We start from the raw sequence: 15,403 nt of genomic DNA, 5'->3' as shown, positions 1-15,403 counted from the left end.
GGGTTGAACGTAAATGTTCAACCCTTTTAGTTTGAGTCATGTTTGGTTGAAAAAGTGCGGCCATTTTTGACCGCACTTTTCAGGTATTAATTCAAATAATTAAAGACTTTCACTACTTTAGTCACACCGGAAACATTACGAGCAATTTCTGCCGCAGCATTGCCTTGGTCATGCGTTACGTTACCCAATAGGAAGACCTCATTGTTTTCGGTAATCACTTTCACATCACTGGTTTTTACTTTGGAATCTACAAGCATTTTGGACTTGATTTGGCTCGTAATCCAAGCATCTTTACTGATTTGAGAAAAGCTCACTTTTGGTCCGACGCGCACTTCGTTATAAACATCACTTACATTTTGTACGCCTTTGGCTAATGATGTCGCGATTTCTCGTAAATTATCATTAGGCACTTGACCAGTTAATAAGATGCGGCCGCTATAGGAGGTGATACTAATGCGTGCTTCGGATTTAATTTGTTGATCTTTATAGATGGCTGATTTTACTCTTTCTTCTAAGGTTTCATCATCAATTTGGGTACCTACTGTTCTTGGGTCTGTTGCGACTTTGGTGGCACCGGCAACGGCTGCTCCACCAATAGCTGCGGCAACACATCCTTGTAATAACATGGCGCCAGCAAAAATGAATGCCAGTTTTTTTAGTGAACTTGGTAACATAGTCATCTCCTTTTTATGTTTAATTATTAGCGTTAGTGTGACTTGAACGCTTACTTTCTGTCAAGTTACGAATGTGAGAATAGTTTGAAATCAATCAGTTCGCAAATGCTGTTAATAATGAATAAATGATTTTCCAAAATTCGACTTTCTTTTGAACTTGGTACGGAAATGTGTAAATCCTTTTCCGTTAAAATCCCTTGAATATGATCGTTACTGTTTCCCGTTAAGACAATCACATTGATCTCTTTGTTCACGGCGTGCGTGATAATGTTGAGAATATTGCTCTCATTGCCTAATGGCGCAAAGACCACCAAAATATCGCCTTGCTGTGCAATGGCATTGAATTGGTGTTGATAAAGCTTTTCTAGGGTATTGTCAGAAACGAAAGTAGAACCGACCGCACTATCCAAGCTTAATAGAACAGAAGGGAAGCTTGGTCGTTTTAATTCATAGCGATTGAGTAAATTTGCTACCAAGCATTGTGCGTTAATGTAAGAACGTCCTTCTCCACAAGCGATAACTTTGTTACCGCGTAAGAGACTGTTGATTAATAGCTGTGTGGCCTCAGCGATTTGTGGGCTAAGCAAGCTTTTTGAGTAAATATGCGTTTTGATATTTTCTTCATATAACGCATTGAGTTTATTTAACATAGTGATTAATCAAGAAAGTTGGGAATCCATTGAATGTCATGCTCGGAATGGCCAAAAGCAACTAAATCGAAACGACAATCTGTATCTTCTAAGCTTTGCTTTCGTTGCGCTAACCAAAGACTTGCGGCATCCATCCAACGTTGTTGTTTTTGCCAATCAACACTTTCTACGGCGGAACCGAAATGATCGTTTTTACGTTGACGTACTTCTACAAACACAATGGTGTCTTGATCTAACATGACGAGATCTAATTCACCGCATTTGAAATTCTGATTGGCTGCAAGAAAAGTTAAGCCTTGAGATTCTAAAAAGAGGCGAGCTTTTTGTTCAAATCTCGCCCCTTGTTGACGTTTTAGAGAGAACATACGTTCAACTTAGTTTAATACCTGGATGCCACCATTTTGGTATTGGAACCAAGTCATGTCGCGTTCGATATTGCAGTTTGGGCCGGCGCTTAATTTACCGGTTAAACCGTCAATTTGATAACCCGGTACTTGGCGTAATTCATTGAAATGATTGATAAGCAACCAAGCATCTGCGCCCATGGCATATAAACGCATGAGAGAGTAATCGCCATTCGTATTGTTGGCAATTTTTTGATATTGGGCGGAATCCGTATCTTTAAAGAACGGAATATCGCTGAATTGTAATCCGTTCATCAATAAACGATATTCAGGGCTGTTATTGGAAGAGTTGCTGCGTGAGCTTGCATACAATTTGATGTTGCTACCGCTGTTGTCAATAACTGTTTTTAAATCGGCCAATTCATCGCTTTTTGCTACAACATATAATCCTTGTAGATTTTGACCTTGTAATGCAACGCCGACATCTGCAGATTGATTGTAGTATTTGATATTTGCATCTGTACCAGCCAATTGTTGCCAACGTACGTTAAACGCGGTGGCGGTGCGTTGTCCAAAATCGTTTTGTGGTACAGCAACCATCGGTTCACGAATACCGTCTGCCCACATTTTATTGGCTGCAGATTCCGCCTCATCTTCTGGAGATAGACCGTAATAGCACACTTGACCGATTGCACGGGCATTTTGTGTTGCATTTAAGGTTAACACGCTTAGATCTTGAAGTGCAGATGGGTTGTTGAGTAGGGTATCAACGTTTTGTTTCAATAATGGACCGATAATCGCACGGGCACCGGCTTGTTTTGCTTGAGCAATAATGTCATTCACCGGTGTTGCCACGGTGTCATAAAATTGTACTTGAACGGAGGTGTCGCCGCCTCTTGCTGCATCAAAACCGGATTTGATCGTGTTGCCTAGGATTTGACCGTTCCCACTTAAAGGTAAAAGTAGGGCAACGTTGGTCAATGCTGTTTGTTGGAAATTAAACAAACCTTGTAACTCTGTCGGGAATAGATAAGCTGCAGTGTGATTTGAATAAGAGGCTTTCCAGTTTTGTAATGCTTGGCTTAATTGTGTCGGTTGATTGATATTGTCGTTATACGCACGGGTTAATGCCAACCAGCCGGCTAAAGCAAGGTTGCCTTCATCTTGTGTGTTATTAATGATGCCACGATTTGCACTGCGTAATAACGCCCAAGTGCGGTCGTTATTTTCTTGTTTTCTTTGTACATCGCTAAGCACTTGATCCATTTGAATACGAGCTTTTACTGCTTCAATAATGTCTGCTTTATTTTCTGCAATGCGTGCTTTTACAGCATAATAGCGACCGGTTTGAGATGGACTTAATTGCGCTAAATTCACGCTTTTTAATATGTTTGTTGCACTGGTATTATCGTTTTTTACTGCCGCGATATGCGCCTCAATAAGGGATTTATCGACAAGTTGATCCGGATTGAGATCTTTTAATTCATTTAATAAGGCTTGTGCTTGAGGGATTTTATTTTCAGTTATCAAGACACGCGATGCCAACAATTTATAGGTTTGTTGTTCTTCCACTTTTTGTGTTTGTTCGATTTTGTTCATATAAAAATCGGAACTGGCATTCGCATCCTCTTTTAGCATATTAGCCGTATTACCACCGAAAAAACTGGTAGTACAACCCGCTAATAACAGCGTAAAGAAAAAAGGCATTAATCCTTTTTTAAAATTAATGCGTTGTAATAGAATAGGCATAATTACTCCATTTGTTGAAACAATTGGGGCGATCTTACTTATGTCACTCACTAAAAGCAAATAAAAGAAACACGAAATGAGCAATTCAAACGGAATTTTATACATTGTCGCCACGCCGATTGGTAATTTGCAGGACATCACTCAACGAGCATTAGAAACCTTTGAAAAAGTCGATTTAATTGCCGCGGAAGATACTCGCCACAGTGGGCTATTGTTAAGCCATTACGGCATTAAAAAGCCGTTTTTTGCTTTACACGATCATAATGAGCAACAAAAAGCGGGCGCGTTGGTGGAGAAATTATTGCAAGGCACGAATATTGCGTTAATTTCTGATGCGGGCACGCCACTGATTAGCGATCCCGGATTTCATTTAGTGCGTCAATGCCGCCAAGCGGGAATTCAAGTTGTGCCGTTGCCGGGTGCCTGTGCGGCAATTACCGCGTTATGTGCTTCGGGTATTGCTTCTGATCGTTTTTGCTTTGAGGGGTTCTTGCCGGCAAAAAGTAAAGCACGTTTGGATAAACTAAAAAACGTGGAGAATGAAGACCGCACTTTGATTTTCTATGAATCGACCCATCGTATTTTAGACAGCCTTGCGGATATGCAAACCGTGTTTGGTGGCGAACGTTATGTGGTGTTGGCGCGTGAAATTACCAAAACGTGGGAGACGATTCATGGCGACAAGTTAGTCGATTTAATCTCTTGGTTGGCGCAAGAACCGAATCGCACCAAAGGGGAAATGGTGGTGATTGTTGAGGGAAAAACACAAGAAGAAAACAATGATGAAATTTCTCCGCAAGCGGTAAAAGCACTTGAATTGATTAGTCAAGAATTGCCTTTGAAGAAAGCAGCTGCTATTGTTGCAGAACTTTACGGCTATAAAAAAAATCAGTTGTATCAGTTCGGCTTAGAATTTTTAAGCTAAAAGTGCGGTTGGTTTTTTAAGTATTTTTTATCTTGAAAATCGCGAAATACCATTTCCATTTTCTTCCATAATAAACGCTTTCTTCCATATAAAAAGGCGAGAGGAAAATCTCTCGCCCATATATAAAAAATGTAGGAAGGTTAATTTTTTTATTCCTCTTCCCACGCCAATGCACGCTGAACCGCTTTCTTCCAGCCTTGATAAAGTGCGGTGCGTTTTTCCGGCGTTTCTTTCGGTTCAAATGTCCGTTCGACAATAGCTTTGCCACGCAATTCTTCCAAGTCTTTCCAGAACCCTACGGCAAGCCCAGCCAAATAGGCGGCACCGAGCGCAGTAACTTCGCGCACTTTTGGTCGTTCTACTTTCACATCAAGAATATCTGCTTGGAACTGCATCAAGAAGTTATTCGCAACAGCGCCACCGTCCACGCGTAAAGCTGCTAATTTCTCGCCACTGTCCGATTGCATCGCATCTAATACTTCACGGGTTTGGTAGGCGATGGCTTCTAGCGTGGCGCGGACGATATGGTTACGGTTAGCACCACGGGATAAGCCGACAATTGCACCGCGTGCATACGGATCCCAATATGGCGCGCCTAAACCGGTAAAGGCAGGAACGACATATACGCCATTGGTATCTTTCACTTTAGTAGCGAAATATTCGGAATCGGCGCTGTCGTGAATTAAACGCAATTCGTCACGCAACCATTGGATAGAAGCGCCGCCCATAAAAATGGAACCTTCCAAGGCATAGCAAGGCTTACCTTTGGCATTGCACGCAATGGTGGTGAGCAATCCGTTTTTAGATTCGACCGCTCTGTCACCCGTATTCATCAACATAAAGCAGCCGGTACCGTAGGTATTTTTCGCCATGCCAGCATCTACGCATAAATGACCGTAAAGCGCGGCTTGTTGGTCACCGGCAATACCTGCTACCGGAATCCGAACGCCGCCTTTACCCCCAATGTTAGTTTGTCCGTACACTTCAGAGGAGTTACATACTTTCGGCAACATGGCTTTTGGAATATCCAATAACTCAAGCATTTTATCATCCCATTGCTTGGTGTGGATATTAAACAGCATCGTACGAGATGCGTTGGTGTAATCGGTGACGTGGGCGCGACCTTGGGTGAGTTTCCAAACTAACCACGTATCCACGGTACCAAACAACAATTCGCCTTTTTTCGCCCGTTCTCTGGCGCCTTCTACGTGATCCAAAATCCATTTAATTTTTGTTCCGGAAAAATAAGGGTCAACCACGAGACCGGTGGTTTTACGAATGTAGCTTTCGTGCCCGTCAGCTTTTAATTGGGTACAAATATCAGCAGTACGGCGACATTGCCAAACAATTGCGTTATAAATCGGTTTGCCTGTTTCTTTTTCCCAGACAATCGTGGTTTCGCGTTGGTTGGTAATTCCGATAGCAGCAATTTTATCGGAGGTAATACCCGCTTTAGCAACGACTTCGTTTAATGTGGAACTTTGGCTTGCCCAGATTTCCATTGGATTATGTTCAACCCAGCCTGCTTGCGGATAAATTTGGGTAAATTCACGCTGAGCCACTTCGACGATATTGGCGTTTTTATCTAATAAAACCGCACGGGAACTTGTGGTGCCTTGGTCGAGAGCAATAATGTATTCTTGAGTCATGAGTTTCTCCTTATATAGAAATAAAGCGGGTTAATTAGGATTCGCCGCAGTTACACGGTAAATGTTTACCGATAAAACGTTGGTACCCCCAAGCACCAAGCAAACCACCGACAATGGGTGCAATTAAAGGGACGAGGAAATAAGGAATGGCTAAACCACCGGTGAGCGCAATGTCGCCCCAGCCGGCAAAATAGGCAAATAATTTCGGGCCAAAGTCACGCGCCGGGTTCATGGCAAAGCCGGTTAATGGACCGGTGGCTCCACCGATGACGGCAATGAGTAAACCAATCAATAGGGGAGCCATAGGGCCTTTGGGTACGCCGTTGCCATCATCGGTTAAGGCTAAGATTAGCCCCATTAAAATGGCGGTAATCACCGTTTCCACTAAAAACGCTTTGTAAAATGTGATGTTTGGATGCGGATAGGTTGAGAATACATTGGCAACACCAATGCTTTCTCCACGAACGATATTTTGTGCGGCTTCCGTTGCGGCAAAAAGATCTTGATAAAGTAAGTAAATCAACGCGGCGGCAACAAACGCACCTGCCATTTGCGCGATGATATAGGGAATGACTTTTTTACCGTCAAAGCAGGCAAATTTCCATAAAGCAATGGTTACTGCCGGATTTAAGTGGGCTCCCGACACGCCGGCAGTACAGTATACCGCCATAGCGACCCCGATCCCCCAAACTATAGATATTTCCCAAAGCCCGAATGCCGCACCCGCTAGTTTTGCTGCTGCGACACAACCGCAACCAAAGAAAATCAGAAGTCCTGTACCCAAAAACTCCGCAATACAAGCGCCTTTCAGTGTGTAATTTGTAGCCATAAGCTCTCCTTAATGAGAAGGAATTTATAAGAAGCATTTCGTTTTAAAACAGAATGCGGCGTCAAATTAATGAATAAATTTTCGCCAAGCAAACAGAAATAGTTTAATTTGTGAGCATGATCACAGAATATTTAATCGTTTAAGCAAACGTTTGCGTAAATTTTAGAATGATTGAGCGTTAATCGTGATCATGATCACAAATTTAGAAATTTATATTTTCTTTTGTTTACTTTGTTTTCGTTTGCTGTGATAAAATGAGCATAAACGAACATTTCGTATTAAAAGTAAACAATTCGATATCAATCTTCGAGGTGAAAAAATGCAAAGAAATACGCAGCTTGAAAACGTAAAAAATACAGCGCAATGGGATTTTATTGTTGTTGGTGGCGGTGCCAGTGGTTTAGGTATTGCTTTAGACGCAGCATCACGTGGTTATAAAACATTGTTATTGGAAGGCTATGACTTTGCAAAAGGCACTTCAAGCCGTAGTACTAAATTAGTACATGGTGGTGTGCGTTATTTGGCTGCAGGTGATGTCGCTTTAGTAAAAGAGGCTTTACGTGAACGTGGTCGTTTAGCAAAAAATGCCTCCCACTTATTTAAAAACCAAAATTTCATCATTCCTAACTACAATTTTATTGATAGCGTGAAGTACCGCATCGGTTTAGGTTTATACGATTATTTATCCGGTAATTTAAGTTTAGGTAAAACCATCGCCATCAGTAAAAATACAACAATGCAACGTTTACCAACCTTAAACGGCGCAGATTTGAAAAACGGCGTAGTGTATAAGGATGGTCAGTTTGATGACTCCCGTTTAGCGGTGAATATTGCGCAAACTGTTGTAGAACAAGGCGGCACCGTGTTGAATTATGCGAAAGTAACCAAATTGCTCAAAGATCAACAAGGCAAAGTTAACGGCGTTAAATTTACGGACGAATTAAGTGGCGAACAATATAGCGTACAAGGTACTGCAGTGATTAATGCTACCGGTGTGTTCATGAATGATATTTTATCTATGGATCACGGTACTGATAAAAAATTCGTTGTGCCAAGCCAAGGGGTGCATTTGGTGTTGGATAAATCCTTCTTGCCAAGTGATGACGCATTGATGATTCCAAAAACTTCTGACGGTCGTGTATTGTTTGCGGTGCCATGGCATGAAAGATTGGTGGTTGGTACAACCGATACGTTGGTTAAAGAGCCGTCTTATGAGCCGGTTGCTTTAGAACAAGAAATTCAATTTATTTTGGATACTGCCGGTCAATATTTAACGAGAAAACCAACACGCGATGACGTATTGAGTATTTTCGCCGGTCTTCGTCCATTAGCCGCACCGGAAAAAGCCGGTCAAAGTACCAAAGAAGTGTCTCGTAGCCACAAAGTTGTGGTTAGCGACAGTGGCTTGGTGACAATAACCGGTGGTAAATGGACGACTTATCGTCAAATGTCCGAAGACACTGTTGATGAAGCATTGAACGTGCATCCGCAATTAGCGAAAAAACCTTGTGTGACAACCGATTTGGCGATTCACGGTAAAATTCCGGCAGAACAAGTGGATTTGAAAAATCACTTATATATTTACGGAGCAGACATTCCGGCAATTAAAGCCTTGGAAGCTGAACATCCGGAAATGGCGGAAAAAATTCATCCGCGTCATCCGAATACCGTTGCTGAAGTGGTTTGGGCAGTACGTGAAGAAATGGCACAATCTGTTGAAGATGTTCTTGCACGTCGTGTTCGTTTGTTGTTCCTTGATGCGCGTGCAGCCATTGACAGCGCGGCAAAAGTGGCAAGCGTCATGGCAAAAGAATTAGGCAAAGATGAACAATGGCAAAAAGAACAAGTAGAAACGTTCTTAAGCATTGCGAAACATTATTTGCTTGTGGATTACGCGCCACAAAACTAATTTTCGTTTTCTCCTGAAGTTAAGATAAAAGGCAACATCATGTTGTCTTTTTCTTTTTAGTATTGAATGACTGAATATTGGTAGGAAAGTGCGGTAAAAAATGACGCTATTTTTTACCGCACTTTTGTTTTTATTCGAATAACAGGAATGAGGTATTTTCCGGCTTTTCTAAATCACGTTTAAGGAAAATGGCAAAACTGGTGTTAAAATATTGTTAATTAATTTTTTACTTTTTATTTTTTAGTTTAGAGGTATTTATGAAAAACATCGTCATTGTTGGTGGTGGTGCCGGCGGGCTTGAGCTTGCTACCCATTTAGGCAATAAACTTGGGCGTAAGAAACGTGCCAATGTTACCTTAATTGATCGCAATCAAACCCATTTATGGAAACCGTTGTTACATGAATTGGCGACTGGTGCATTGGATGACGGCGTAGAAGCATTAAGTTACCGCGCCCATGCCCACAATCATTATTTCAACTTTGAGCAAGGTTCTATGGTTGGCTTAAATCGCCAACATAAATATGTGGAACTGGCGCCGGTTTATGGCGACGACGGTGATATGATCGTGGTTTCCCGTCGCATTCCTTACGATTATTTAGTGATTGCCATTGGCAGTAAATCTAACGATTTCAACACAAAAGGTGTGGCGGAAAACTGTATCTTTTTAGATAGCTCGGCGCAGGCCATGCGTTTTCAACAAAAAATGTTAGAGCTTTTCCTGAAATTCCATGAAAACCAAGCATTGGACGATATTGGTGAGACTGACAGTAAACAAGAATTAGTGCAAGATGGCCACATCAATATCGCGATTGTGGGCGCCGGGGCAACGGGCGTGGAGCTTTCTGCTGAGCTGTATAACGCCGCAGAGCATTTGTCTTCTTATGGTTATGGGCAAATTGATAGCAGCCGTTTAAAAGTGACCTTAATCGAAGCCGGGTCCCGTATTTTGCCTGCATTGCCTGAACGCATTTCCAATGATGCTACGGAAGAGCTACGCAAATTAGGTGTGAATGTGAAAACCAATACGATGATTGTTGAAGCGGAGAAAAAACAGTTGGTGACAAAAGAGGGACAACATATTCCGGCGGATTTAATTGTATGGTCGGCAGGCATTCGCACTTCGGGTATTACGAAACGTTTTGACGGATTGGAAATCAATCGAATAAATCAATTAGTGGTGAAGAAAACCTTGCAAACCACAAATGATGACACGATTTTTGCCATGGGCGATTGTTGTTTCTTTATGCAAGATGATGGCAAACCGGTGCCGCCAAAAGCGCAAGCCGCACACCAAATGGCAAGCCGTTGTGCGAAAAATATCATTGCTTTATTTGATAACAAACCATTGAAAGATTTTAAATATAACGACAAAGGTTCATTGGTGTCTTTATCTGAATTTACCGCATTTGGCGCATTAGGCGGCAAGATTACCGGCGGTTCTTCTATGACCATTGAAGGTAAAATTGCGCAATGGATGTATGTTTCTCTTTATCGTATGCATCAAGCGGCATTACACGGTTGTTTTAAAACCGGTTTAATTATTGTGGTCGGGCATTTGAATCGTTACTTACGCCCGTCATTAAAACTGCATTAAGAAAAATGCGGAAAAAAATGACCGCACTTTTCTTTGTATTTTGTCCACAAAAAAAGCACCTTCATGGTGCTTTTTTGTTTTTAGGCGTGATTAAAGTGCGGTCGCCATTTTATCAATTTCTGCTTTGGCTTGGGCTTGGGCTTTTTCGACCGTTTCCGGACCAAATCCAATGCCTTCCACATAAACGAATTGTACATCGGTAATACCGACAAACCCTAAGATAGCTTTCATGTATGACGTTACCAAATCTGTTGGTTGATTTTGATGAAAACCACCAAATGCCGCTAATACCACGGCTTTTTTGCCTTTTAATAAACCTTCCGGGCCTTTTTCAGAATATTGGAAAGTGACACGCGGACGTGCAATAAAATCAAAATAACTTTTTAGTTGTGTCGGAATATGGAAGTTATACATCGGCGCGTTAATAATCAAGGTGTCTGCGTTTTTGATTTCTGCCACTAATTCATCAGATAATGCCAAAAGTGCATTTTCTTCAGTACTTGTTGGTTGGCCGCGCAATGCCGTTGCAGCCGTTGCATCAAAATGCGGTAGAGGATTTGCGGCAAGATCACGGATAACCACATTTTTGTCGGCAAGTTTACTGATGAAATAATCGGATAATTGGTTGGTTTGTGAATTGTCTGCCAGAATGCTGGATTTTAAGACGAGAACATTATTCATGTTAGCTCCTTTTTGAAATCATGAAATGAAAAGTGTGGTCATTTTAACGGGTATTTAAGAAAGATAAATAGGGCTTTTTGAAAAGCATTATTAATGCTGGGTTAATAATCCTTTATTTTTCAGCTAGGCGTGAAGGTGGCATTGAGATAAGTGATACTTTATAATCCTGGACCTTATTTATTCTTACTAAGGAACAATTATGTGGTCTGATATTTTTGTCGGTTATGGCGTGTTTATTTTAGAAGTGATCACCTTGTTATTGGTGGTTGCGGCGGTGGTTGCCATGATCATTACCATGAAACAGAAAAAAGCGCATTTGCACGGTGAATTGGTGATTACCGATTTATCAAAAGAATTTGAGGAAAACAGCAAAATATTGAGTAACTTTCACCTCAGCGAAGAAGAATTAAAAGAGGCGGAAAAAGCTGAGAAAAAGGCAGAAAAGGCGAAAGCAAAAGCCTTAAAAGCACAACGTAAAAAGGGTGAAGATACAGAATCCGAACGTAAACCAAGCCTTTATGTATTACATTTTAAAGGCGATATTTCTGCTTCAGAAACGGCGGTATTGCGGGAAGAAATCAGCGCCATTGTTCAGGTGGCGAAGCCAAATGATGAAGTGTTACTGTGCTTGGAAAGCCCCGGCGGTGTGGTTCATGGTTATGGGTTAGCCGCATCGCAATTAATGCGTTTGAAACAGCATAATATCAAGTTGACGGTTGCAGTGGATAAAGTGGCGGCAAGCGGTGGTTATATGATGGCCTGCGTTGCCGATAAAATTGTATCCGCGCCTTTTGCGATTATTGGGTCTATTGGGGTCGTTGCTCAGATCCCCAATATTCATCGTTTATTGAAAAAACATGATGTAGACGTGGATGTGATGACGGCAGGCGAATATAAACGCACGGTGACAATGTTGGGCGAAAATACCGAAAAAGGAAAACAAAAATTCCAACAGGAATTGGAAGAAACCCACCAATTATTTAAACAATTTGTTTCACAAAATCGACCGCACTTAGATGTAGAACAAGTAGCAACCGGCGAGCACTGGTTTGGTCAACAGGCATTAAATTTGAATCTCGTGGATGAGATTATGACCAGCGATGATTTATTGCTAAAAGCGATGAAAGAAAAACAACTTATTGGTGTGAAATATGTGGTGAAGAAATCGTTGTTGCAGAAAGTGGGTAAGCAAGCAGAGGAGAGCGCGGACAATATCGCTTTGCGTTGGCTGAAGAAAAATGAGCGAACGCTGATGTAAGGTTGCGTCATATAAACAATAAGAAAGGGCATAGAGCCCTTTCTTTTTTTGTGTCGCCTTTAGCGATTTTCGTAACGTTGTAACACATCATGTACAAGTTTATTGGCAAGTGCCACATAGTTGCCGTGGAAACGGCTACTGAAGTTAAGCAGATGATAAAGCTGATAAATGATTTTCCGCTCTTGATAACCTTCGTCTAACGGGAATGTGCGGTGGTAATTTTCATAGAATTCCTGTGGGAACGGCTCGAATAATTCGGTAAAGGCCAAATCGCATTCCCGATCGCCCCAATAGCATGCCGGATCATAAGTCACTGTATGTCCGTCAATGTTGGCGCAGTTTTCAATCCACAAGTTTCCATGCAATAAGGATGGCTGAGGTTGATGTTTGGCTAACAAGGTTGCTACGGCTTTGATGATTTCTTCTTTATCACCGAAATGCAGATTCTTTTCCGCACAGAGCTGTAATTGCCAACCAATGCGTTGTTCACTGAAGAATTTTGCCCAACGGGAACCCCATTCATTTGGTTGATATTGCGGCCCGAGCCAGGTATCGAAAGATAAACCGTAATTTTCCGAACCTTGATATTGGTGTAGCCGAGCCAATTGCTCACCAAATTCCGCCATATTTTGTGGCGTATTCGGCTGCATTGCTAATCCTTCTAACAACAGAAAACTGTGATTTTGCGAACAACCGACGCCATAGACTTCCGGTACACGAACGGTATTGGTTTTTGCCAACATGATTAACTGATCCGCTTCGGCACGGAACATGGAACGGTAGGACTTTTCATTCATTTTTACAAAAACAGGTTGAATGCCGTCATCAATGATCCAAGATTCATGCATTTCGCCGGTATGAATTTTGGTTTTATTTTTGATGGAATAATACGCCCCGAATTGATCAGCTAAAACTTGAGAAATCGACTTCCACATACTCTGTTCCTTCTTTTCAGTTAATCATGTTTCTAGTGTAAAAGATTAAGAAAAAATTACTGTGACTCAAGTCAAAATTTAGGCATTTGGTTGTCCTCCTAAAATATGCTAGAATTGCGCGCCGCACTTGGCTTGTCCGTTTGTAAGGATGATAAAAGTGCGGTGCTTTTTTAAAACGTTTTTTAACTAAATGAAACAAGCCACCTTGCGTATGGGTGACCACTGTATAAGGATGCATTATGCCAGTTATTACTTTACCTGACGGTTCACAACGTCAATTCGATAAACCTGTTACCGTATTAGAAGTTGCGCAAAATATTGGCGCAGGCCTTGCCAAAGCGACCATTGCCGGTCGTGTCAACGGTGAACGTAAAGATGCCTGTGATCTGATTACTGAAGATAGCACATTAGAAATTATTACCGCTAAAGATGAAGACGGTTTGGAAATTATTCGTCACTCCACAGCACATTTACTCGGTCATGCGATTAAACAATTATTCCCTGATGTCAAAATGGCCATCGGCCCAACGATTGACAACGGTTTCTATTATGACGTGGATTTAGACCGCTCTTTAACCCAAGAAGATATTGATGCCCTTGAAAAACGCATGTTGGAATTGGCGAAAACCGATTACGACGTGATTAAAACGCCGGTAAGCTGGCAAGAAGCAAGAGATACGTTTGAAAAACGTGGCGAGCCGTACAAGATGGCAATCTTAGATGAGAACATTGAACGTACTGCAACACCAGCGCTTTATCATCACCAAGAATACATTGATATGTGTCGTGGCCCGCATGTGCCGAATATGCGTTTCTGCCATCATTTCAAATTACAAAAAATTGCCGGTGCCTACTGGCGCGGTGACAGCAAAAATAAAATGTTGCAACGTATTTACGGTACTGCATGGGCGGATAAAAAACAACTGGATGCTTATTTGCAACGCTTGGAAGAAGCAGCAAAACGTGACCACCGTAAAATCGGTAAAGCGTTAGATTTATATCACATGCAAGAAGAAGCGCCAGGCATGGTGTTTTGGCACAACGATGGTTGGACGGTTTTCCGCGAATTGGAAACCTTCGTACGTACCAAATTAAAACAATACGATTATCAAGAAGTGAAAGGTCCGTTCATGATGGACCGCGTGTTGTGGGAAAAAACAGGTCACTGGCAAAACTATGGCGATTTGATGTTTACCACCCAATCGGAAAACCGCGAATACGCCATCAAACCGATGAACTGCCCGGGACACGTTCAAATCTTTAACCAAGGTTTGAAATCTTACCGTGATTTACCGATTCGTATGGCGGAATTCGGTTCTTGCCACCGTAATGAGCCTTCCGGTTCTTTACACGGTTTAATGCGTGTACGTGGTTTTACTCAAGACGATGCACATATTTTCTGTACTGAAGATCAAATTGAAAGCGAAGTAACCAGCTGTATTAAAATGGTTTACGACATTTACAGCACGTTCGGTTTCCAAAATATTCAGGTGAAATTATCCACTCGTCCTGAAAAACGTATTGGTGCCGATGAGATGTGGGATCGCGCGGAGGAAGGTTTGGCGAACGCGTTGAAACACAATGGTCTTGAATATGAAATTCAAGAAGGCGAAGGCGCGTTCTACGGCCCGAAAATTGAGTTTGCTTTACGCGACTGCTTAGATCGTGAATGGCAGTGCGGTACTATCCAATTAGACTTCGCGCTACCGGGTCGTTTAAATGCGTCTTATGTGGCGGAAGATAATGATCGCCGTACACCGGTAATGATTCACCGTGCGATTTTAGGTTCTATCGAACGTTTCATCGGTATCATCACCGAAGAATACGCAGGTTTCTTCCCAGCATGGTTAGCGCCAACGCAAGCGGTCGTGATGAACATCACTGACTCTCAATCCGGGTACGTGCAAGACGTAGCGAAAAAGCTATCTGATGCAGGTTTACGCGTGAAAACCGATTTACGTAACGAAAAAGTGGGTTTCAAAATCCGCGAACACACCTTACGCCGCGTGCCTTATATGCTGGTTTGCGGTGATAAAGAAATTGAAACCGGTAAAGTGGCAGTCCGTACCCGTAAAGGTCAAGATCTCGGTACATTCACTGTTGAAGAATTCTTAGACGTTCTGAAAAAACAAGTGAGAAATCGTGACTTGAAATTGTTGGGTGAAGAGTAGTTAATTAAATCGGTTCACTAAAAGGTGCGCCGAT

At 42.0% G+C, this 15,403-nt stretch carries 13 protein-coding genes; 5 read left to right on the top strand and 8 right to left on the bottom strand.

The window, feature by feature from the left end; translation table 11 throughout:
* Positions 1-86: 86 nt before the first annotated feature.
* The 4 genes from dolP to DK415_RS02950 form a co-directional block, all read right to left on the bottom strand.
* A complete protein-coding gene (gene dolP / locus DK415_RS02965) occupies positions 87-674 on the bottom strand; it encodes a division/outer membrane stress-associated lipid-binding lipoprotein (protein WP_109432393.1) in 588 nt (195 codons plus the stop codon).
* A 65-nt stretch (positions 675-739) separates the two neighbouring features.
* Positions 740-1,324, bottom strand: coding sequence for a D-sedoheptulose-7-phosphate isomerase (locus DK415_RS02960; protein WP_109432392.1), 585 nt, complete (start codon positions 1,322-1,324; stop codon positions 740-742).
* Positions 1,325-1,329: 5 nt separating this feature from the next.
* Positions 1,330-1,689, bottom strand: coding sequence for a YraN family protein (locus tag DK415_RS02955; protein ID WP_109432391.1), 360 nt, complete (start codon positions 1,687-1,689; stop codon positions 1,330-1,332).
* Between the two features lie 9 nt (positions 1,690-1,698).
* Entirely contained in the window at positions 1,699-3,417 is a 1,719-nt protein-coding gene (locus tag DK415_RS02950) for a penicillin-binding protein activator (protein ID WP_109432390.1), read from the bottom strand.
* Positions 3,418-3,493: 76 nt separating this feature from the next.
* On the opposite strand from DK415_RS02950, the gene rsmI reads away from it, so the two are divergent.
* On the top strand, positions 3,494-4,342 hold the full coding sequence (gene rsmI, locus DK415_RS02945) for a 16S rRNA (cytidine(1402)-2'-O)-methyltransferase (protein WP_109432389.1): 849 nt from the start codon (positions 3,494-3,496) through the stop codon (positions 4,340-4,342).
* Positions 4,343-4,491: 149 nt separating this feature from the next.
* Here the strand turns inward: rsmI and glpK are convergent, their stop codons facing one another.
* Both glpK and DK415_RS02935 read right to left on the bottom strand, forming a co-directional pair.
* Complete coding sequence (glpK, locus tag DK415_RS02940) at positions 4,492-5,991, bottom strand: glycerol kinase GlpK (RefSeq protein WP_109432388.1); 1,500 nt, start codon at positions 5,989-5,991, stop codon at positions 4,492-4,494.
* A gap of 34 nt (positions 5,992-6,025) precedes the next feature.
* Complete coding sequence (locus tag DK415_RS02935) at positions 6,026-6,820, bottom strand: MIP/aquaporin family protein (RefSeq protein ID WP_109432387.1); 795 nt, start codon at positions 6,818-6,820, stop codon at positions 6,026-6,028.
* Between the two features lie 319 nt (positions 6,821-7,139).
* Between DK415_RS02935 and DK415_RS02930 the strand changes: the two genes are divergently transcribed.
* Both DK415_RS02930 and DK415_RS02925 read left to right on the top strand, forming a co-directional pair.
* Positions 7,140-8,729, top strand: coding sequence for a glycerol-3-phosphate dehydrogenase/oxidase (locus DK415_RS02930; protein ID WP_109432386.1), 1,590 nt, complete (start codon positions 7,140-7,142; stop codon positions 8,727-8,729).
* Positions 8,730-8,986: 257 nt separating this feature from the next.
* Positions 8,987-10,324: an NAD(P)/FAD-dependent oxidoreductase gene (locus DK415_RS02925; RefSeq protein ID WP_109432385.1), complete on the top strand. Its 1,338-nt coding sequence runs from the start codon at positions 8,987-8,989 to the stop codon at positions 10,322-10,324.
* Between the two features lie 90 nt (positions 10,325-10,414).
* On the opposite strand, the gene DK415_RS02920 is transcribed toward DK415_RS02925, so the two are convergent.
* Positions 10,415-11,005 carry an FMN-dependent NADH-azoreductase gene (locus DK415_RS02920; protein ID WP_109432384.1) on the bottom strand — a complete coding sequence of 197 codons (591 nt, stop codon included), beginning with the start codon at positions 11,003-11,005 and terminating at the stop codon, positions 10,415-10,417.
* 199 nt (positions 11,006-11,204) lie between these two features.
* Between DK415_RS02920 and sohB the strand changes: the two genes are divergently transcribed.
* The gene (gene sohB / locus DK415_RS02915) at positions 11,205-12,263 is read left to right on the top strand and encodes a protease SohB (RefSeq protein WP_109432383.1); all 1,059 of its coding nucleotides are present in this window, start codon (positions 11,205-11,207) and stop codon (positions 12,261-12,263) included.
* Between the two features lie 59 nt (positions 12,264-12,322).
* On the opposite strand, the gene DK415_RS02910 is transcribed toward sohB, so the two are convergent.
* Positions 12,323-13,198 carry a fructosamine kinase family protein gene (locus DK415_RS02910; RefSeq protein WP_109432382.1) on the bottom strand — a complete coding sequence of 292 codons (876 nt, stop codon included), beginning with the start codon at positions 13,196-13,198 and terminating at the stop codon, positions 12,323-12,325.
* Positions 13,199-13,437: 239 nt separating this feature from the next.
* On the opposite strand from DK415_RS02910, the gene thrS reads away from it, so the two are divergent.
* Positions 13,438-15,369 carry a threonine--tRNA ligase gene (thrS, locus tag DK415_RS02900; protein WP_109432380.1) on the top strand — a complete coding sequence of 644 codons (1,932 nt, stop codon included), beginning with the start codon at positions 13,438-13,440 and terminating at the stop codon, positions 15,367-15,369.
* Positions 15,370-15,403 lie beyond the last annotated feature (34 nt).

The sequence above is a fragment of the Aggregatibacter segnis genome (assembly GCF_003130075.1).
Taxonomy (GTDB): domain Bacteria; phylum Pseudomonadota; class Gammaproteobacteria; order Enterobacterales; family Pasteurellaceae; genus Aggregatibacter; species Aggregatibacter segnis_A.
The sequence above is the reverse complement of the archived record's forward strand: the minus strand, read 5'-3'. Positions and strand labels throughout refer to the sequence as shown.

Excerpts from the sequence above, each read along its gene's own strand:
- DK415_RS02925 (WP_109432385.1), top strand. The coding sequence starts at position 8,987 with ATGAAAAACATCGTCATTGTTGGTGGTGGTGCCGGCGGGCTTGAGCTT.
- sohB (WP_109432383.1), top strand. The coding sequence starts at position 11,205 with ATGTGGTCTGATATTTTTGTCGGTTATGGCGTGTTTATTTTAGAAGTG.
- DK415_RS02930 (WP_109432386.1), top strand. The coding sequence starts at position 7,140 with ATGCAAAGAAATACGCAGCTTGAAAACGTAAAAAATACAGCGCAATGG.
- DK415_RS02920 (WP_109432384.1), bottom strand. The coding sequence starts at position 11,005 with ATGAATAATGTTCTCGTCTTAAAATCCAGCATTCTGGCAGACAATTCA.
- DK415_RS02935 (WP_109432387.1), bottom strand. The coding sequence starts at position 6,820 with ATGGCTACAAATTACACACTGAAAGGCGCTTGTATTGCGGAGTTTTTG.
- DK415_RS02950 (WP_109432390.1), bottom strand. The coding sequence starts at position 3,417 with ATGCCTATTCTATTACAACGCATTAATTTTAAAAAAGGATTAATGCCT.
- DK415_RS02960 (WP_109432392.1), bottom strand. The coding sequence starts at position 1,324 with ATGTTAAATAAACTCAATGCGTTATATGAAGAAAATATCAAAACGCAT.
- glpK (WP_109432388.1), bottom strand. The coding sequence starts at position 5,991 with ATGACTCAAGAATACATTATTGCTCTCGACCAAGGCACCACAAGTTCC.
- dolP (WP_109432393.1), bottom strand. The coding sequence starts at position 674 with ATGTTACCAAGTTCACTAAAAAAACTGGCATTCATTTTTGCTGGCGCC.
- rsmI (WP_109432389.1), top strand. The coding sequence starts at position 3,494 with ATGAGCAATTCAAACGGAATTTTATACATTGTCGCCACGCCGATTGGT.
- thrS (WP_109432380.1), top strand. The coding sequence starts at position 13,438 with ATGCCAGTTATTACTTTACCTGACGGTTCACAACGTCAATTCGATAAA.
- DK415_RS02955 (WP_109432391.1), bottom strand. The coding sequence starts at position 1,689 with ATGTTCTCTCTAAAACGTCAACAAGGGGCGAGATTTGAACAAAAAGCT.
- DK415_RS02910 (WP_109432382.1), bottom strand. The coding sequence starts at position 13,198 with ATGTGGAAGTCGATTTCTCAAGTTTTAGCTGATCAATTCGGGGCGTAT.